The sequence below is a fragment of the Streptomyces sp. CB02261 genome (assembly GCF_001905665.1).
Classification (GTDB): domain Bacteria; phylum Actinomycetota; class Actinomycetes; order Streptomycetales; family Streptomycetaceae; genus Streptomyces.
This window is the reverse complement of record NZ_LIVX01000007.1, coordinates 405,288-424,508: the sequence shown is the minus strand read 5'-3', so window position 1 is coordinate 424,508 and position 19,221 is coordinate 405,288. Positions and strand designations below refer to the sequence as shown.

Genomic DNA, 19,221 nt, shown 5'->3' with positions numbered 1-19,221 from the left:
GCTCCTCGATGCCTCGCTCGGGTGGTACCTGCAGACGAGCCTGCGGTCCCGGCGGCGGAGGAGGAACCCCCGATTCGGCTATGAGGAGTATTCGGGAGGCCGTGACCTGCTCCCCCCGGCCTGCCGCCGGGCGCGCCATAGCGAGGGCGTATGCGGGTGATTCGCGAACAGCGCCCCGCCGAGTGCGGGCCGCAGATGGGGGACTTCTGCACCGAGTGGCGTACCGCCTGCATCCCGTACTGACGGTCGGCGGGGGCGCGCGTCAGGCGTCGCGAGCCAGGCGGGACTTTCCGGACACGACCTAGGCGCGGGTCGCGCCGGGCCAGCTCCGCTGTTCCCGGACGAGCTCCATGAAGGCGTTCTCGGCCGGGGAGAGGATGCGGTCGCGGCGGCGTACCAGCGAGACGACCCGGGGTTCCGTCGGCTGCTCCGTCGGCAGGACGACGAGGGTGCCCGCCAGGAGTTCGTCGGCGACGGCGTGTTCGGAGACGAGGGAGATGCCGAGACCGGCCCGAACGCACCTCTTGAGGACCTCCGGGCCCCACGCGTCGGTGTGGGGCGGGGCTTCGACGCCCCATCCGGCCAGGGTCAGTTCCTGTACCGAGCGGGTCTGGGAGCCGGGCTCCCGGAGGACGATCCGTTCGCCGGCGAGCATCTCGCCCGTGACGGGGCCGCGGCCGTCGAGGGGGTGGCCGGGCGGGGCGACGAGCACCATGCGGTCCTCGAGGACGGGCTCGCCCACGAGGCGCGCTTCCCCGGGGGTGCCGGCCACGACCGCGACGCCCACCTCCCCGTTCATGAGGTACTGGGTCACGGTGGAGTTGTTCCCGACGAGGACGTGGCTCTCGATGCCGGGGTGCCGCTCGCGGTACTCCGCCAGCAGGTCCGGCAGCAGGTAGGTGCCGACGGTGGTCGAGCCGCCGACCACGAGCCGCCCCGTCTGCAGGCCGCTGAGCTGCTGGACGGCGGAGACCGCCTCGTCGGCGAGGAGGAAGACGCGGCTCGCGTACTCGGCGAGCAGCTCGCCCTCGGCCGTGGGCCTGATCCTGGCGCTCGACCGGTCGATGAGCGTGATCCGCAGGGATTCCTCCAGCTTCCGCACCTGGTTGGAGACGGACGGCTGGCTCATGAACAGCTTCTGGGCGGCGGCGGAGAACCCCTGCTGCTCGATGACGTGCAGGAAGATCCACAAGCGGTGCAGGTCCAGGGTCACGAGACGCGTTCCAGACGTACGAGGGCGGGTCAGGGCAGTCATAGCCGATAGCCGCGCCCGGCACCAGCGGCCCTGCCGCGCCCCGCCCCCTCCCCCTGCTTTCGTCGGCCCGCGGGCACGGGGCCCGTGTCGTGCTCGCGGTGTCCGGCGAGACGCCGCCGAACGCGCGTAGGGCGGCCCGGACGGCGGCCTTCCCCCCGGCACGGCCTCCTCGCGAACGCGTCGACGACAGGCCGGTCATCCGACCGGCCTGTCGTGGGGGGTGAACGGGCGGAACGCCCGGTCAGGGGCCCGCGAGGACGGTGAGCAGTCGGGCCACCTCGGCCGCGACGGCGTCCCGGGCCGGGCCGAGGTAGCGGCGTGGGTCGGCGACGCCGGGGGACGCCTCCAGGTGTTCGCGCACGGTGCGGGTGAAGATCTTGTTGAGGTGGGTGGAGATGTTGACCTTCGTCATGCCCGCCGCGACGGCCTTGGCGAGGTCGGCGTCGTCGACGCCCGAGGATCCGTGCAGCACGAGGGGTACGTCGAGCGTGTCCCGCAGCCGGGCGATGAGGTCGAAGTCGAGGACGGCGTCGCGGCTGAGCATGGCGTGCGAGCTGCCGACGGCGACGGCCAGCGCGTCGACGGCCGTCGCGGCGGCGAACGCGCGGGCCTCCTCGGGGTCGGTGCGGACGCCGGGGGCGTGGGCGCCGTCCTTGCCGCCGACCTCGCCCAGCTCCGCCTCGACCCAGACGTCGGCGCGGTGGCAGCGCTCGGTGACGACCCGGGTCGCGGCGACGTTGTCGTCGTAGGGCAGCTTGGACGCGTCGAACATGACGGACGTGAAGCCGAGTTCGACGGCCTCCGTGACCAGGTCCGCGGACTCGGCGTGGTCCAGGTGGACCGCGACCGGCACGGAGGCGGCACGGGCGAGGGCGAGGGAGGCGAGCCCGATGGGGGCGAGCCCGCCGTGGTAGCGGGCGGTGTTCTCGCTGATCTGGAGGATGACGGGCAGCGCCGCCCGCTCGGCTCCGGCGACGATGGCCTCGGCGTGTTCGATCTGTACGACGTTGAACGCGCCGACCCCGCGACGGGCGGCGTGTGCGGGGCCGACGATGTCGTCGGTGGACGTCAAGGGCATGAAGGTCTTCCCCTATGCGGTGGTGGCACACCGGCTGTGGCGCCGGTGCCGGCCTCGTGGGCGGAGGAGCGCGGCTTACGCGGATCCGGTGCGGCTCACGCGGATTCGGTGGCGAGGATCACGGAACGGCTGAGGTTGCGGGGGCGGTCGGGGTCGTAGCCGCGGGCTTCGGCGAGGATCACGGCGAGGCGCTGGGCGACGATCAGGTCGGCGAGCGGGTCGAGGCCGCCGGCCCCGTCGGCCGTGAGGGACGTCTCGTCGGCGGAGAGGGAGACGAGACGCCCGCCGACCCGCGCGATGTCGTCGGCGAGGCCGTCCGGCGCGGGGCCGAAGAGCCAGGCGACGCGGCCGGGGCCGGTGATGCTGATCGGGCCGTGGCGGTACTCCATGGCCGGGTACGCCTCCGTCCACGCTCCGGCGGCCTCGCGCATCTTCAGGCCCGCTTCGAGGGCGAGCCCGTACGTCCAGCCCGTGCCGAGGAACGTGAACTGTTCGGCGCCGGTCACCTCGGGGCTCAGCGGGAGGGCGAGGGCGCGCCGCGCGTCCTCGACGGCCTGCGCGAGCGGCCGTACGCCGGCCGGCAGTGCCTGCTCGGCCTCCAGGTGCGCGCGGAGCAGGACCAGCGCGGTGGTCGCGAACCGGGTCTGCACGACCGACTGTTCGTCGGCGAAGTCGAGTACGGCGACGGCGTCGGCGGCCGTCATGACGGGCGTCGACGGGTCCGCGGTGAGGGCGGAGGTCGCGACGGTGCCCCGGACCTTCGCGAGGAGGTCCAGGACCTCGGTGGTGGTGCCGGAGCGGGTGATGGCCAGGATCCGGTCGTAGCGGCGGTCGGCCGGGAACTCGGAGGCGGCGAACGCGTCGGTCTCGCCGTGGCCGCCGCTCTCGCGGAGCTGCGCGTAGGCGTGGGCCATGAACCAGGAGGTGCCGCAGCCGATCACGGCGACGCGCTCGCCGCGCCGGGGGAGGACGGCGGTGAACGAGGCGACGGATCGGGCCGCCCGCGTCCAGGTCTCGGGCTGGGAGGCGATCTCGACGGAAGTCCTGGAGGTTTCGTGGGTGATCACGCGAAGTCCTTGCGCTCGGAAGGGCGATGACGGGGCGCTGCAGAGGAGGGGAGGTGCCGGGCAGAGGCGAATCCCTCAGCATGCTGCGTCACATCCACCGTGGGTGTCAATTATTGCGCGAAAGTCGTGAGTAACAAGCATCAGCGAGCAGACTTGGGGGGTGACGCGCAGTCGGCGGAGTCCTCCACCACGGTGACGCGAGGGAGAAGCCGTCGATGGACCGCGGTGTCGACGTCACCCGCGACCGGGCAGGGAACCGCGGCGGCGGACAGGGCCACCGCCTGGCGCAGGATCTCGGGCCAGGGGCAGCCGGCGGCGAGGCCGGCCGCGATCGCGGCCACACACGCGTCGCCCGCGCCTGTCGGATTGCCGGCGAGCCGCTCCGGGGGCGCCGCCCGCCAGGTGCCCTCCGGCGTGATCGCGTACAGGCCGTCGGCGCCGGCCGACGCGACGACCGCGCCGGCGCCGAGCGCCCGCAGGGCCGCGGCGGCGGCCGGGAGGTCGTCGTGTCCGGTCGCCGCCGTGATCTCGTCGGCGTTGGGCTTGATCACGTCGGGGCGGGCCGCCAGAGCCTCGACGAGGGCGGGGCCGCTCGCGTCGAGCACCGTGGCCACGCCCGCCGCCGCGGCCGTGCGGATCAGCCCCGCGTACGCGTCGGCCGGCACCCCCGGCGGGAGGCTGCCGCTCAGGACGACCACGCGCGCGTCCGTGAGCAGCGAGGCGTAATGCCGGCGGAAGAGCTCCCATTCGGCGGGATCCACGTGCGGCCCCCGCCCGTTGAAGACGGTGGCGTCGCCGTCGTCGCGCGAGACGACGGCGAGGGTGCGCCGGGAGTCGCCCGCGATGTCGAGGAACGCCTCCCGGACGCCCGCGGCGCGCAACTCCGCGCGGATCAGACGGCCGGTGGGTCCGCCGACGAGGCCCGTCGCCAGAGGGAGTTGCCCGAGGGACGTCAGGACGCGGGCGACGTTCACTCCCTTGCCGCCCGCCCGTTCGTACGCGGTGTCGACCCGGTGCGAGGTGCGGGGCCGCAGGCTCTCGACGCCCCAGGTGACGTCGAGGGCGGTGTTGAGGGTGACGGTGAGGATCATGGCGCGGGTACTCCTGTCCGCCGGTTCGCGGGGGCGTGCCCGGTGGCGCGCCAGCCGGCGAGGCCCGCGCCGAGGCACCCGGCCCAGTCCCCCAGCTCGGCCCGGACGAGTGCGGGTGGACGCTGGAACGTGAGCCGTCGTTCGAGGCCGGCCCGCACGGGGTCGAGCAGGAGGTCGCCGGCTTCGGCGAGACCGCCCCCGAGAACGATCGACTCCGGTGCCAGCATGCTGGTGGCGGTCGCCAGCGCGTCGGCGAGCCCGTCGGCCGCCCGCTGCCACACGGCTCGCGCCAGGGGGTCGTCATCGGCGGCCAGGGCCGCGACGTCGGCGGCGCCGGCCACCGGCCGCCCCGCGCGTTCGGCGTACGCGGCGGCGACGGCGGTGGCGGATGCCACGGTCTCCAGACAGCCCGTGCCGCCGCACGCGCACGGACGCCCTCCGGGTTCCACGACGACATGGCCGAGTTCACCGGCGTAGCCGCCGGAGCTGACCGGTTCGCCGTCGCAGACGAGGGCGGCCGCGATGCCGGTGCCGATGGCCACGAAGAGCACGTTCCGTGCGCCGCGGGCGGCCCCGAAGGCCCGTTCCGCCAGGCCGCCGGCACGTACGTCGTGGCCCAGGGTGACGCGCAGCCCGGTGCGTTCCGTCAGGAGCGCGGCGAGCGGGAGATCGCGCCAGCCGATGTTCGCCGACCACACGGCCCGTTGCAGGCCCTCGTCGACGATGCCGGGCACCACGACACCGGCGTGGTGGACCGGCAGGTCCCGCTCGGCGGCCAGGGCGGTCAGGGTGAGCAGGGTGTCGGTGATGGCGTCGACGACGGCGAGCGGCCCGTCGGCGCGCGGTGTCGGCCGCCGCACCGTTTCCAGCGACCGCATGGCGTGGTCGAGGAGGGCACCCTTCATTCCGGTGCCGCCGACGTCGAGTCCGACCACGCACCCCGGGGCGTGGGCGGGTGGTGGGGTGCTTCCGGCCAGGGCCGGGCCGCTGTCCATGAGTATCGAACCTCTCGATGATCGAATCTGCTCGATAGATATGACTAACAAGCAACTTCCAGCAGTTTGCGTGAGTGGAGTATCACGCGACAGGGCCCCTCCCGTCCAGGGCTCCCAGGCCACGGTCCGATCGACGCGCGTTGCGCCCCACCTGCGCGGTGCGCGGTCCCCGGCGTTACGATCAGCTCCGCGCAGGTCTTTCGAGGGACCGGCCGACCGGTCACACAGGCGGTCCCCACCCCTCTGCGCGCGACATTCGGAGTTCCAGGGCACGGAGGGGAAGCGGCGCATGTCCAAGCAGGAGCGATGGAGCAAGCTGCTGGAGCTGCTCGCGGTCGACGGCAGGCTGGAGGTCGAGAGCGCGGCCGCCACGATGAACGTCTCGCCGGCGACGATACGGCGCGACCTCGACGAACTGGCCGAGCAGCAACTGCTCGTCCGCACGCGCGGCGGGGCCATCGCGCACGGCGTCTCGTACGAACTGCCGCTGCGCTACAAGTCCTCGCGGCAGGTGTCGGAGAAGCAGCGCATCGCGAGCGCCGTGGCGGAGCTGCTGACCCCGGGGGATGTCGTGGGGCTCAACGGCGGCACCACCACCACCGAGGTGGCGCGGGCCATGACCCTCCGGGCGGGCGGCGCGGCGGAGCGGGAGAGCACGTCCGGCCCGATGTTCACCGTCGTCACCAACGCCCTGAACATCGCGAGCGAGCTGGCGGTCCGGCCGCAGTTCAAGATCGTGGTGACCGGCGGCGTGGCACGGCCCCAGACCTACGAGCTCGTGGGGCCGCTGACCCAGGGGGTCCTGAACCAGGTGGTGCTCGATGTCGCCGTCCTCGGTGTCGACGGCGTGGACCCGGAGCTCGGCGTGATGACCCACCACGAGGACGAGGCCGGCATCAGCAGGCTCCTGGCGGAGCGCGCCCGGCAGGTCGTCCTCGTGACGGACTCGTCCAAGATGGGCAAGCGCGCCTTCGCCAGGATCTGCGGCCTGGACCGGATCGACGTGCTCGTCACGGACTCCGGCATCGCCCCCGACATGGCCGCGCGGCTCACCGACGCGGGCATCGAGGTCATCAGCGTCTGACCTGCGGAGGCCGCGGCGGCGGCCGCAGGCGTCTGCCCGGCATGCGAAAGGGCGCCCCCGGACGGGGGCGCCCTTTCGCATGCCCGGCAGCATGCCGCACCCGTGGCCACCCCTGGCACATATGCATCTTTTACGTAACGGGCCTAGTCTCACCCGCCCTTCGTCATGTTTACTTTGGCCACAGCAGATGCTCGTTAATGAGCGAACGCCAGGTAAACAAGCCAGGTTTGAGCACGCTCCGGAATCTGCTGCAGTTCCCAGCCACACGGCCGTGTCGCCTTCGACCGGTCAGGAGACAAGGCGGTTCTGACATGAACAAGCGGTTGATCGCGGCGGCTTGTACGAGCGCTCTCGGTGCCCTCACCCTCACGGCCTGCGGTGGAGGCGCTGCGGAGAGCGGCGACGTGACACTGAAGCTGGTGGCGGCCGACTACGGCGACAAGGCGTCGAACAGCTCGACGGCCTACTGGAAGGACGTCGCGCAGCGGTTCACCGCCGCCAACCCGAAGATCAAGGTCGACGTCCAGGTCATCAACTGGAACGACATCGACTCCCAGGTCAAGACGATGATCCAGAGCGGCAACGTGCCGGACATCCTCCAGACCGGCGGCTACGCCGACAAGGTCGCGGACGACCTGCTCTACAAGGCGGACGAGGTGCTGTCGGAGAAGACACGCGCCAATCTGATCGACAGCTTCGCCAAGGCCGGCGAGGTCGAGGGCACGCAGTACGGCATCCCGTTCGTCTCCTCCGCCCGCGCCTTCTTCTACAACAAGACGATCTTCGCCAAGGCCGGGATCGCGGAGGCGCCGAAGAGCTGGGACGACCTCAAGGCCGCCGCCGCGAAGATCAAGGCCAAGGTGCCCGGCGTGACCCCCTACGCGCTGCCGCTCGGCCCCGAGGAGGCCCAGGGCGAGTCGCTGATATGGGAGCTCGGCAGCGGCGGCGGCTTCACCGACGCCAAGGGCACGTACACCCTGAACAGCCCGGCCAACGTCGAGGCGTTCACCTGGCTGAAGACGAACCTCGTCGGGCCCGGCCTGACCTACGCCAACCCGGCCACGACGGACCGCAAGACCGCGTTCGCGGACTTCGCCGCCGGCAAGACCGCGATGCTCAACGGCCACCCGTCCCTGATCCAGATGTCCAAGGACGGCAAGGTCGACTACGGCGTCGCCCCCATCCCCGGCAAGACCGGAGCCCTGACCTCCACGCTGGGCGTCGCCGACTGGATGATGGCCTTCAAGGACGGCGGCCACAAGGAGGAGGTCAAGAAGTTCCTCGACTTCGCGTACTCCAAGGAGAACACGCTGAAGTTCGACGAGATGTACAACCTGATGCCGGTCACCGAGGACACCCTCAAGGAGATGACCGGGAACGGCAAGCACAAGGACCTTGAGCCCTTCTTCGCCCTGCTGCCCCACGCGGTCTTCTACCCGCTGGGCGACACCTCCTGGGACGCCGTCTCCGCCGAGATCAAGAAGAGCGGCGGTACCGCGGTGAACGACCCCGCCAAGGTCCTGGGCGAGCTGCAGAAGAAGGCAGAGGACACGGTCTCCGACCAGTAGCCCCCGCGCACCGCACTGTCACGGAAGGCACCTTCGTGTCCAGCACTTCCTCCCCCGCCCGCCCCGGCCGCAAGGGCGGCCGGGGCGGCCTGGCCCGGCTGGGGCCCCTGCCCTGGATCGGCCCGGCCGTCCTGCTCATCGCCCTGGTCGTGCTCTGGCCCGTCTACGAGATGGTCCGCACCTCGTTCCTGAAGATCAGCAGCAGCGGGTTCGTCCGCGGCTCGGCCGGCTTCGACAAGTACAAGCAGCTCTTCGAAGAGCCGTCCCTGCCCTCGGTCGTCCTCTCCACCGTGGTGTGGACGGTGGTCGTGGTCACCGCCACCATGGTGATCTCCCTGGCCCTGGCGCAGCTCTTCAACCAGAGCTTCCCCGGCCGCCGCGTCACCCGCTGGGCACTCATCGCGCCCTGGGCCGCCTCGGTCGTGATGACCGCCATCGGCTTCAAGTGGATGCTCAACCAGACCGCCGGCGTCCTCAACACCGTCATGACCGACCTCGGCCTCATCGACGGCCCCGAGGACTGGCTGGGCGACCCGTCCACGGCCTGGCCCTGGATGATGTTCGTCGCCGTCTTCGTCTCCCTGCCGTTCACCACGTACACCCTGCTCGCGGGACTGCAGACGATCCCCGGCGAGATCTACGAGGCCGCCAGGGTCGACGGCACGAACAGCCGGCAGACGTACCTGCGCATCACCCTGCCGCTGCTGCGCCCCGCGCTGCTCGTCGGCATGGTCATCAACCTGATCAACGTCTTCAACTCCTTCCCCATCATCTGGTCCATGACCCGCGGCGGCCCGGACAGCGACACCGCCACCACCACCGTGTTCATGTACCAGCTCAAGAACTCCGACATCGGCCAGTCCGCGGCGATGTCCGTCGTGAACTTCGCTCTCGTCGTGGTGATGGTCGTCGTCTTCCTCAAGGCCAGCCGCTGGAACCAGGAGGAGAGCTGATGGCCCAGCACACCCTCGACCCCGCGGGGACCACCCGGCGGGTCCGCCGGGCGCCCGGCTCCACCCCGGCCGCTCCGTCGCCCGGCGTCGCCCGGGCCCCCCGCACCCTGCGCCCGCGGACCCTTCTGATCGCCGCCGTCGCCTGGCTGCTCGCGGCCCTGTTCCTGATGCCGTACGCGGAGATGGTGATCACCGCCCTGCGGCCGGCGGAGGAACTGCGGGACGCGACCTACCTGCCGAGCTCGTTCGAGTGGGCGAACTTCGTCGACGTGTGGCGCGAGTCGCACCTCGGGGCCAACCTACGGGTGACGCTGCTCGTCGCGGCCGGTTCCACCCTGCTCGTCCTGCTGGTCGCCATCCCCGCCGCGTACTACACGGCGCGGATGAAGTTCCGGGGCCGCAAGCTGTTCCTGCTGCTCGTGCTCATCACCCAGATGTTCCAGCCGACCTCGCTGCTCGTCGGTCTCTACCGCGAGTTCTACCAGCTGGACATGCTCAACTCCGTCTGGACCCTGATCCTCTGCAACGCGGCCTTCAACCTGGCCTTCGCGATCTGGATCCTCACCGCCTACTTCGCCTCCATCCCGGAGGCACTCGAGGAGTCGGCGATGATCGACGGCCTGGGCAGGGGTGGAGCGCTGCTCCGGATCACCCTGCCGCTCGCGATGCCGGGGGTCGTCACCGCGATGATCTTCACCTTCATCGCGGCGTGGAACGAGTTCGTCATGGGCCTGACCCTCTCCACCGTCCCGGAGAGCCAGCCGCTGACGGTCGGCATCAACAGCTTCATCGGCAACTACACCGTCCAGTGGAACTACCTGTTCGCCGGCTCGGTCATCGCCATCGTCCCCGTCGTGATCCTCTTCGCGCTCATCGAGCGGAAGGTCGTCTCCGGCCTCACCGCCGGATCCGTCAAGTAGCACCGTGAACACGGCAGTACGAGGGGAGCGGGAGCCACCGCGGGCGGCGGTGGCGCGCCCGCGTCCGCCGACCGTACGACGCCGGCGCGCGGGCCCCGGGACCGTCATCGCCCTGCACGTGGGAGGCGCCTTCATCCAGGGGTGCGTCCTCGGCCCCGACGGTTCCCCACGCGCGAGCGAACGCTGGTTCACCCGTCCCGAGCGGGGACCCGACGCCGTCGTCGACAGCGTCCTCGCCTGCGCGGCCTCGCTCGCCCAAGGCTGTCGCCCCGCGGCCGCGGGCGTGGCCCTGCCAGGCGTCGTCGACGACGCGTCGGGACGCGCGGTCCGCGCCACCGCCCTCGGATGGCACGGCATCCCGGTCCAGGACTGGGTGGCCGAGCACCTGGACCTGCCCGTCGCCGTCGGCCACGACGGGCGTACGGGAGGACTCGCCGAGGCCCGCGCGGGCGCGGGCGTCGACTGCCGGAACTTCCTCTACCTCTCCGTGGGCGACGGCATCGCCGCGGCCCCCGTCGTCGACGGCCGGGCCGTCCCGGACGGCCACGGCCGGACGGAAGGGCTCGGCCACGTCGTGGTCCGGCCGGAGGACGGCGACCCCTGCCACTGCGGTCGCCACGGATGCCTGGAGACCGTCGCGTCCACCACCGCCGTCACCCGGCGGTACGCCCGGATGACCGGCTGGCGAGGGGTGACAGCCCGCGAGGTCTACCACCGTGCCGACGCGGGGGACCCGCACGCCCGCGTCGTCTGTACGGACGCCGTGGACGCGCTGGCCCGCGTCCTGGCGTCCGAGGTCCGCCGCCATGCCCCGGAACGCGTGGTCATCGCCGGTGAGCCGGCCGGGGCCGGGTCGTCGCGCCTCGCGTCGCTCCGGGACACCCTCGCGGGCCGCCTCGTCTCCCCCGCCGTGCCGGAACTCCGGCTCGCGCGGTTCGGTGACATGGCGGGCTGTGTGGGTGCCGCCTTCCTCGCCCGGGACATGGCGCTGAAAGGAGGAAAACCTACGGCCGGGTAGGTCTTGACGCCCCCTTCACCCCCTGACACCTTTTGATTGAAGTTGCGCACAACGAACGAAGTTGAAGCAACTGCAAGCAAGCACTGTGTGCCCGCCGTGCTCCTCGCGCCTCACCGACGACGCACGACACGGCGGGACATCGACAGCCGGTACGCGTCCCTCATCGCGTCGGGCGGACCACGAACGGTCCGATCTCCCGGAGTCCGAGAACCGCGCCTCACCGTCGCCGTCCCCGGCGCGCACCGCGCCCTCCTGGCCGCCCCTTTCTGGCCGGCCCTGTGCCCTTCCGTCCGAAGGAGTCAACCATGCGCTGGTTGAACCGACGAGGCAGACGCCTCGCCGCACTCGCCACCGTCATCCTCACCCTTCCGCTGCTGCCGGCGACGGTCACCCAGGCCGCGACCGCTCCCCCCGAGCCCACCGCCGCCCCCCTCGCCCTCGTGCCGCAGCCGGTCTCCCAGGAAGTGGTGAAGGGCAAGGACTTCACGTTCGACGCCCGGACCCGTATCGCCGTCCTGTCGAAGGACCCGGCGGCGGTGGGTGTCGGCACCTACCTCGCCCACCGGCTCGCCCCGGCCACCGGCCACTCCTTCCCCGTCGTCACACCGCCGCGGACGGTGAACCACGCCGTCGTCCTGGACCCCAACGGCCCGGAGGAACTCGGGGCCGAGGGCTACACCCTGACGTCCGGCAAGAACGGCATCCTCGTGCAGGCCCACGGCGCCGAGGGCCTGTTCCGCGGTGTACAGACGCTGCGCCAACTGCTCCCGGCCGAGGTGGAGTCGCGCACCGTCCAGCCGGGTCCCTGGAGCGTCCACGCCGTGCGGATATCCGACGCGCCCCGCTACGCGTACCGCGGCGCGATGCTGGACGTCGCCCGCCGCTTCTACCCCGTCGACCAGGTCAAGCGCTTCATCGACCAGGCGGCCGCGTACAAGATCAACACCTTGCACCTGCACCTGACGGACGACCAGGGCTGGCGCATCGCCATCGACGAGATCCCGAGCCTGACCCAGGTGGGCGCCAGCACGCAGAGCGGATTCACCGGCGGGCAGGGCTGGTTCTACTCGGCGGCGGACTACAAGGAGATCATCGCCCACGCGAAGTCACGGTTCATGACCGTGGTCCCGGAGATCGACGGACCCGGCCACACCCGGGCCGCCCTGGCCTCGGTGCCCGACCTGAACTGCGACGACAAGGCGAAGCCGCCCTACTCCGGCTTCGACGTCGGCATCAGCCTCTACTGTCTGCAGGACGAGCGGCACACGGCCAACATGAGCCGGTTCCTGAGCACCGTCATCTCCGCGGTGGCCGAGCTCACCCCCGGCCCGTACATCCACCTCGGCGGTGACGAGACCCCGCAGGCCACCACCGGGCAGTACGCCGCGTACGTCAAGGCGGCCACGTCGGAGACCGCGGCGCACAAGAAGACCGTGATGGGCTGGCACCAGCTCGGCCAGGCCACGATCCCCACCGGCAGCCTCATGCAGTTCTGGGGCGAGGAGGACGACCGCGAGAGCATCGGCACCGACGACGAGACGGAGAGCATCCACTTCGTCCGCAACGGTGTCGCCCAGGGCGCCAAGTTCGTCATGTCGCCGTCCGACCACGCGTACCTGGACATGAAGTACGACGTGTCCACCCCCTACGGGCTGAGCTGGTCCGGGTACGTGCCGGTGCAGCGGTCCTACGAGTGGGACCCCGAGACCGCCACCGCCAGGATGGACGGCACCGGCTCGATCGTCCCGGCCGGCCAGATCGCCGGCGTCGAGGCCGCCCTGTGGGCCGACCGCGCCTACGAGGGCAGCAACGCGCTGCCGACCCCGGCCACCCGCTGGCCCGAGCCCTCCGCCTACACCGACTACATGAGCTTCCCCCGCCTCCCCGCTCTCGCCGAGGTCGGCTGGACCCCCCGGTCCGAGCGTGACTGGAGGAGCTTCCGGCAGCGTCTGGCCCAGCACGGCGAGCGCTGGACCGCGGCCGGGATCGACTACCACGCCGCACCGGGTGTCCCCTGGCCCGGCAAGGTCAAGGTCGTGGAGGGCGCGCACAGCGTCGAGACCGGGGGCAAGGCGCTCGACAACCCGGGCGGCTCCACCAGCTCCGGCACCGCGCTGATCCTGTGGGCGCCGAACCGCGGCGGCAACCAGACGTGGACGTTCACCCGCCGGTCCGACGGCGTGTACACGATGGCCAACAAGACGTCCGGGATGTGCGCGGACGCAGGCTCCGGGCCGGCCGGCACCCCCGTCGTCCAGCGGCCGTGCACGGACGCGGTCGGGCAGCAGTGGAAGGTCACCGAGCTCGACGAGGGCGACTACAGCATCGCCTCCGTGGCGACCGGACTCGTGCTCACCGCGGCGTCCGGCACCGACGGCGCCAAGGTGACCCAGCAGGCGGACACCGGCGCGGCGCTGCAACGCTGGTCGATCGACTGACCGCCCCCACCCGGAACTGAGCTCCCCACCTGGGACCGAGCTCCCTCACCCGGGTCCGAACGCCCCCCACGGACACCCCGCTCCGGACGAGCCGCCCGCTCGTCCGGAGCGGGGCTGTGTGCTTTCCCGGCCGGGTCGCACGACGGACAGCGAGCAGCGGAAGGCGGGCGGGCGTGGGCTGGCGGGCGTCAGGCGTCAGGCGTCAGGCGTCAGGCGTCACAGCATGGCGGTGCGGGAGCCGCGGGTGTTCCGTACGGTCACCGTGGCGATGTCGGAGCGGTAGCGGTCGTCCGACCACTCGATCGGCGCGCCCTGCGAGTCGGTCGTCAGCCGGCGCTCCCGCAGCAGCGGGAACCCCTCGGGCACGTCGAGCAGTCGGGCGTCGGTGGTGTCGGCGGGCACGGCGTCGAAGGTGTGCCGCGCCGAGTGGAGGTCCACCCCCTGTCCCGTCAGCAGCGCGTAGATGGAGCCCGCGTCCAGGTCGGCGTCGATCAGTCGCCGCCCGATGGGCTCGACGTACGTCATGCGTTCCAGCATCGCGGGGCGTCCGTCGAGCAGCCGCAGCCGCAGCAGCTGGACGGAGAGGTCGTCGGCATCGATCTCCAGGGCCGCCGCGATCTCCGGTTCGGGTCGCCGCAGGGCGATCTCCTGGAGCCGCTGCCCCGGCACGTAGCCCGTCATCTCCGCACGACGGGTGAAGGAGAGGAACGACTCGAACGGCTGGGCGGGCACGGCGTCGAGCACCGTGGCCCGCCGCCCCTGCCCGCCGCCGATGAGGCCCTCGTCGCGCAGCGCGGCGAGCGCCTGTCGCACGGGCCCCCGGGACGCGGTGAACTCCTCGCAGAGCTGGGCCTCCGACGGCAGCGACTGACCCACCTCGATCTCGCCGCGGCGGATGCGCCGACGCAGTTCGGCGGCGATGGACTGGTGCAGAGGGGTTGCCATGTCGGCGACCATACCCGGCTCGCTCCTCCACACTCCCGGCCCCTCACGACGGGAAGGAACATCCCGGAAACTTGTAGATATAAGCTCTTGCGCCAGATGACAACTGCTGCCAGCTTTCCCTCGTACGCACTCCGCCACCGTCCAGGCAAGGGAGACCACCAGTGGCCGAAAGGGGCATCAACAGAGGGCTGTTGCTCGGGGGCGGCGTCGCCGTCGCGCCGACCGCCGCCGTCCCGGCGTCCGCGCCGGCGGCCGACGGCACGCCCCTGCGCACCGCGGTACACGGTCAGCCCACTGCACAACAGCACGATCCCCGGCCTCAACGTCCCCAGCCCTCACCTCGTCCACAGCGCCGTCGAACCGCACACCTTCCTCAAGCTGGTCGCCGACACCACCGTCGGGAATCCCACGCTCGCGGCGACCTGGATCAACCGCGACGGCCGGAGGCTCTTCGAAGTGAGCTGCAGGGCACGGGAGATGGGGACACCGCGCCCTGAGGGGAGCCGCCGGGCGAAGCACCTGAACGCGTCCATACAGGTGTGACGCCTCAGGCCGGAGTCCGGCACGTCCCCTCACCCACCGTCCGCCGCGAGAAGCCCCGAGGCCTCCCCCAGGGCGGCCTCGATCCGCTGCCACGCGTCGACATCCCGCCGTACCGCGGGAAGTTCCCTGCCCCGCCCCGCGCCCCATCGGACCGCCACCTCGACCGGATCCTCGCCCCGCGCGGCGCCCGCCGCGAGGGCGGCGGCCCCCACGGCGACCAGTTCCTCGCCGTCCGGGATCACGAGCGGGCGCCCGGAGAGCCTGCGTACGGTCTCGACCCACACGGCCCCCTTGGCGCCGCCTCCGATCAGCCGCAGGGGCCGCTCGGCCACGTCCGGGGCGTGCGGGTCGAGACCTGTGGCCGCGAACAGGTCGTCCAGGAGCCGCAACAGCGTGAACACCGCGCCCTCGTACGCCGCACCGAGGATCTGGTGGGCGGTGGTGGCGTGCCGGAGGCCCGTGAGCAGACCGGAGGCGTGCGGCAGGTCCGGGGAACGCTCCCCGTCGAGATACGGGAGCACGACCACGTGCCCGCCGGGCCGGGCGTCGTCCCGCCCGAGTCCGAGGAGGCCCGCGACCTTGTCGACCGCCTGGGTGCAGTTGAGGGTGCACCCGAGCGGCAGACGGACCCCGTCCGTGGCCGCGAATCCGGCGAGCCCGGCCACGGCCGGGCGGGCGCGGGTGGCGGTGAAGACGGTGCCGGACGTCCCCAGGCTCACCACGGGGTGGTCGAGCAGCCCCGCGCCGCCGAGACCGAGTCCGACGGCCGCCGCCATGTTGTCGCCGGTTCCCGCGGCGACGGGGATGCCGGGGCGCAGGCCCAGGAAGGCGGCGGCCTCCTTCGTCAGCGAGCCGACCCGTTCGGCGCCGCTCGCGGCGACCACGGGCAGCCGCGCGGCGTCGAGTCCGACCAGGTCCAGGAGGGCCGGGTCGTAGGCACCGGTGGTGGTGTCGTACCAGCAGGTACCCGAGGCGTCGCCGGGGTCGGTGGCCGCCACCCCGGAGAGACGCTCGGTGAGGAAGTCGTGGGGCAGGCGCACCCCGGCGACCCGTTCGGCCGTGGCCGGTTCGTGCTCGCGCAGCCACTGCCACTTGGTGGCGGTCATGGAGGCGACCGGCACCGAGCCGGTGCGCTCCAGCCAGGCGGCGGGGCCGCCCAGGGCCCGCGTCAGCGCCGTGGCCTGGGGGGCGGACCGGGTGTCGTTCCAGAGCAGCGCCGGGCGCAGCGGGCGGCCCTCGGTGTCGAGGACCACGAGGCCGTGCTGCTGTCCGGCGACCGCGATGCCGGCCACGGCCGCCGGCGAGGTGCCGGAGGAGTCGAGGGCCATGGCCAGGGAGGAGCGCAGCGCCTCCCACCAGACCTCCGGGTCCGTCTCGCGGGCTCCCGCCTCGCCCAGGACGGTGTGGGCGGCGCGTCCGACGGCCAGGACCCTGCCGGTGTCGGCGTCGACCACGAGGGTCTTCGTGGACTGCGTGGAGCTGTCCACGCCGATGACGACGGGGGATGTCAGCACTGCGCACCTCGTACGGGAAGAGGAATTTTGGACGATGGATGAACAAATTAGAGGGCGGGCCGTCCGTGCACGTCAAGCGCCCGAACGAGACCGGCCAAGAAGGGCTGCTCGGTGAGGGAGGGTTGCTCCGCGCTGCCGTGTGGGCTATTAGTTTGGAGGTCAAACAAATTGGCCCCGCAGCAGCGCATCGAGGAGCGACCCCATGTCCGAGCGTTTCTCCCCCACCCCCGACGACCGCTTCACCTTCGGCCTGTGGACCGTCGGCTGGCAGGGCCGCGACCCGTTCGGGGACGCCACCCGCCCCGCTCTCGACCCGGTCGAGGCGGTCGAGCGGCTCGCGGCGCTCGGCGCGTACGGCGTCACGTTCCACGACGACGACCTGATCCCCTTCGGCGCGGCCGAGGCCGAGCGCGACGCGGCCGTGAAGCGGTTCAGGGCCGCACTCGACCGCACGGGCCTCAAGGTCCCCATGGCGACGACGAACCTCTTCACCCACCCCGTGTTCAAGGACGGCGGGTTCACCGCCAACGACCGCGACGTCCGCCGCTTCGCACTCCGCAAGACCCTGCGCAACATCGACCTCGCCGTCGAGCTCGGCGCCACGGTGTACGTCGCCTGGGGCGGCCGGGAGGGCGCCGAGTCCGGTGCGGCGAAGGACGTGCGGGTCGCGCTCGACCGCATGAAGGAGGCCTTCGACCTGCTCGGCCAGTACGTCACCGAGCAGGGCTACGACCTGCGGTTCGCGATCGAGCCCAAGCCGAACGAGCCGCGCGGCGACATCCTGCTGCCCACCATCGGGCACGCCCTGGCCTTCATCGAGCGCCTGGAGCGCCCGGAGCTCGTCGGGGTGAACCCGGAGACGGGCCACGAGCAGATGGCGGGCCTCAACTTCCCGCACGGCATCGCCCAGGCCCTGTGGGCGGGCAAGCTCTTCCACATCGACCTCAACGGCCAGTCCGGCATCAAGTACGACCAGGACTTCCGCTTCGGCGCGGGCGACCTGCGCCAGGCCTTCTGGCTGGTGGACCTGCTGGAGACGGCCGGGTACGAGGGTCCGCGTCACTTCGACTTCAAGCCGGTCCGCACCGACGGCTTCGACGGGGTGTGGGAGTCCGCGAAGAACTGCATGCGGAACTACCTGATCCTCAAGGACCGCGCGGCGGCCTTCCGTGCCGACCCGGACGTCGTCGCCGCCCTCGCCGCCTCCCGGCTCCCCGAGCTCGCCGTCCCCACGGCGGCGGACGGCCTCGCCGGGCTGCTGGCCGACCCCACGGCGTACGAGAGCTTCGACCCCGACGCCGCGGCGGCGCGCTCCATGGCCTTCGAGCACCTCGACCAGCTGGCCCTGGAGCATCTGCTCGGCGTGCGCTGACCGGCCGGGGCCGTCGGAGCCGCGGGCCGGCCGGCAGGGCATGATCGGCCGTAGTGACGAGTCCGTTTCCGCAGCCTGGGAGTCCCACGTGTCCTCGAGTGCCGACAAGCCGACCCGCGTCCAGGGGAGCCCCATGGACCAGGTGTCGGTGCGGCGTGCCAATCTCGCCCTGGTCCTGGCCGAGGTCCGCTCCTCCGGTCCGGCCTCCCGGGCGGCCGTGGCCAGGGGCACCGGGCTGACCCGTGCCACGGTCTCCAGCCTCGTGGGCGAGCTGCTCGAGCGCGGGCTCGTACGGGAGGCGGACTTCCACCAGGACGGCTCGGTCGGCCGCCCGGGGCGGCACCTGGAGCTCGACGGGCGGACGGTGGCCGCCCTGGGTCTGGAGGTCAACTCCCGTTACCTCGCCGCCTGCTCGGTGGATCTGGCCGGACGGACGCTCCAGGAGCGGCGGCTCGTGCACGACGCGACGACCCGCGGCGCCGAGGAGACGCTCCGGGCCCTCGCCTCCCTCGCCGTGGAGCTGATCGAGGACGCCGGCCGGGCGGGCGTCCGGGTGGCGGGCGTGGGGGTGGCCGTTCCCGGGCCGGTGGCCGTGGCGACCGGCCGTGTCCACTCCGCGCCCAACCTCCACTGGGACGACGTCCCGGTCGCCGAGCGGCTGCGGACCCTGGCGGCGCTCCCCGACGACCTGGGCGTCGTCGTCGACAACGAGGCCAACCTGGCCGCCCTCGCCGAGTGGGACCACTCCCACGCCGGGGTCGCGGACCTCATGTACGTCACGGGCGAGGCGGGCATGGGGGCGGGCATCGTCTCCGCCGGGCGACTGCTGCGCGGTGCCTCCGGCTTCAGCGGCGAACTCGGGCACGTCCAGATCGACCCGGACGGGGCGCGGTGCGCCTGCGGGCGCACCGGCTGTCTGGAGACGAAGGTGGCGCTGCCCGCGGCGCTCCGTACCGCCGCGCCCGATCTCCTCCCGGAGGGGGAGGAGGGCGGGCCCGGGCGAGACCCCCAGGAGCAGGCCGCGGAGTTGATGCGGAGGGCCGCTTCGGGCGACCCCCGGACGCTGGCGGGCCTGGACGAGATCGGCCGCTGGCTCGGGACGGGTCTGTCGATCCCGGTGAACCTCCTCAACCCGGAGGTGATCGTCCTCGGCGGGTACTTCGCCGCGGTCGCCCCCTACCTCCTGCCGTCCGCGATGAGGGAGCTGCGGGCGCGGGTGGTGGCCGGTGACGCGGCGCTCTGCCGCGTCACCGGGTCCGTGTTCGGCTTCGCCGCGGCGGTCCGGGGCGCGGCCGGAGTCATCGTGGAGGAGGTCTTCGCCGATCCGGGACGGGTGGAACGCTGACGGAGACCGCTGCCGCCGCTGCTGTGCCACAGCTC

15 protein-coding genes are annotated in these 19,221 nt (G+C 72.3%); 8 read left to right on the top strand and 7 right to left on the bottom strand.

Annotated features, from left to right (window positions below; all coding sequences use genetic code 11):
* Positions 1-301 precede the first annotated feature (301 nt).
* From AMK29_RS24515 to AMK29_RS24495, 5 genes are all read right to left on the bottom strand, one after another.
* The gene (locus tag AMK29_RS24515; RefSeq protein WP_073816714.1) at positions 302-1,213 is read right to left on the bottom strand and encodes a LysR family transcriptional regulator; all 912 of its coding nucleotides are present in this window, start codon (positions 1,211-1,213) and stop codon (positions 302-304) included.
* 283 nt (positions 1,214-1,496) lie between these two features.
* Complete coding sequence (locus AMK29_RS24510; RefSeq protein ID WP_073816711.1) at positions 1,497-2,333, bottom strand: class II fructose-bisphosphate aldolase; 837 nt, start codon at positions 2,331-2,333, stop codon at positions 1,497-1,499.
* 95 nt (positions 2,334-2,428) lie between these two features.
* Positions 2,429-3,400 (bottom strand): SIS domain-containing protein, encoded by a 972-nt coding sequence (locus AMK29_RS24505; RefSeq protein ID WP_107422680.1) that lies wholly within the window; start codon positions 3,398-3,400, stop codon positions 2,429-2,431.
* 140 nt (positions 3,401-3,540) lie between these two features.
* Positions 3,541-4,491 (bottom strand): 1-phosphofructokinase family hexose kinase, encoded by a 951-nt coding sequence (locus AMK29_RS24500; RefSeq protein ID WP_073816709.1) that lies wholly within the window; start codon positions 4,489-4,491, stop codon positions 3,541-3,543.
* On the bottom strand, positions 4,488-5,486 hold the full coding sequence (locus tag AMK29_RS24495) for an ROK family protein (RefSeq protein ID WP_073816706.1): 999 nt from the start codon (positions 5,484-5,486) through the stop codon (positions 4,488-4,490). The genes AMK29_RS24500 and AMK29_RS24495 overlap by 4 nt, the downstream gene beginning before the upstream one ends.
* Before the next feature lie 289 nt (positions 5,487-5,775).
* On the opposite strand from AMK29_RS24495, the gene AMK29_RS24490 reads away from it, so the two are divergent.
* The 6 genes from AMK29_RS24490 (at position 5,776) to AMK29_RS24465 (ending at position 13,467) form a co-directional block, all read left to right on the top strand.
* Positions 5,776-6,570 carry a DeoR/GlpR family DNA-binding transcription regulator gene (locus AMK29_RS24490; RefSeq protein ID WP_073816702.1) on the top strand — a complete coding sequence of 265 codons (795 nt, stop codon included), beginning with the start codon at positions 5,776-5,778 and terminating at the stop codon, positions 6,568-6,570.
* 311 nt (positions 6,571-6,881) lie between these two features.
* Positions 6,882-8,138 carry an extracellular solute-binding protein gene (locus tag AMK29_RS24485; protein ID WP_073816699.1) on the top strand — a complete coding sequence of 419 codons (1,257 nt, stop codon included), beginning with the start codon at positions 6,882-6,884 and terminating at the stop codon, positions 8,136-8,138.
* A gap of 35 nt (positions 8,139-8,173) precedes the next feature.
* Positions 8,174-9,091, top strand: coding sequence for a carbohydrate ABC transporter permease (locus AMK29_RS24480; protein ID WP_073816696.1), 918 nt, complete (start codon positions 8,174-8,176; stop codon positions 9,089-9,091).
* The gene (locus tag AMK29_RS24475) at positions 9,091-10,011 is read left to right on the top strand and encodes a carbohydrate ABC transporter permease (protein ID WP_079197107.1); all 921 of its coding nucleotides are present in this window, start codon (positions 9,091-9,093) and stop codon (positions 10,009-10,011) included. The genes AMK29_RS24480 and AMK29_RS24475 overlap by 1 nt, the downstream gene beginning before the upstream one ends.
* Positions 10,012-10,015: 4 nt before the next feature.
* Positions 10,016-11,029 carry an ROK family protein gene (locus AMK29_RS24470; protein WP_079197106.1) on the top strand — a complete coding sequence of 338 codons (1,014 nt, stop codon included), beginning with the start codon at positions 10,016-10,018 and terminating at the stop codon, positions 11,027-11,029.
* A gap of 305 nt (positions 11,030-11,334) precedes the next feature.
* Entirely contained in the window at positions 11,335-13,467 is a 2,133-nt protein-coding gene (locus AMK29_RS24465; RefSeq protein WP_073816688.1) for a family 20 glycosylhydrolase, read from the top strand.
* A gap of 216 nt (positions 13,468-13,683) precedes the next feature.
* On the opposite strand, the gene AMK29_RS24460 is transcribed toward AMK29_RS24465, so the two are convergent.
* Positions 13,684-14,412 carry a GntR family transcriptional regulator gene (locus AMK29_RS24460; RefSeq protein ID WP_073817221.1) on the bottom strand — a complete coding sequence of 243 codons (729 nt, stop codon included), beginning with the start codon at positions 14,410-14,412 and terminating at the stop codon, positions 13,684-13,686.
* A 572-nt stretch (positions 14,413-14,984) separates the two neighbouring features.
* Positions 14,985-16,466 carry a xylulokinase gene (xylB, locus tag AMK29_RS24450; protein ID WP_073817218.1) on the bottom strand — a complete coding sequence of 494 codons (1,482 nt, stop codon included), beginning with the start codon at positions 16,464-16,466 and terminating at the stop codon, positions 14,985-14,987.
* 205 nt (positions 16,467-16,671) lie between these two features.
* On the opposite strand from xylB, the gene xylA reads away from it, so the two are divergent.
* On the top strand, positions 16,672-17,841 hold the full coding sequence (gene xylA, locus AMK29_RS24445) for a xylose isomerase (protein WP_073816682.1): 1,170 nt from the start codon (positions 16,672-16,674) through the stop codon (positions 17,839-17,841).
* An 88-nt stretch (positions 17,842-17,929) separates the two neighbouring features.
* A complete protein-coding gene (locus tag AMK29_RS24440; RefSeq protein WP_241845678.1) occupies positions 17,930-19,186 on the top strand; it encodes an ROK family transcriptional regulator in 1,257 nt (418 codons plus the stop codon).
* The last annotated feature ends 35 nt before the right edge of the window (positions 19,187-19,221 follow it).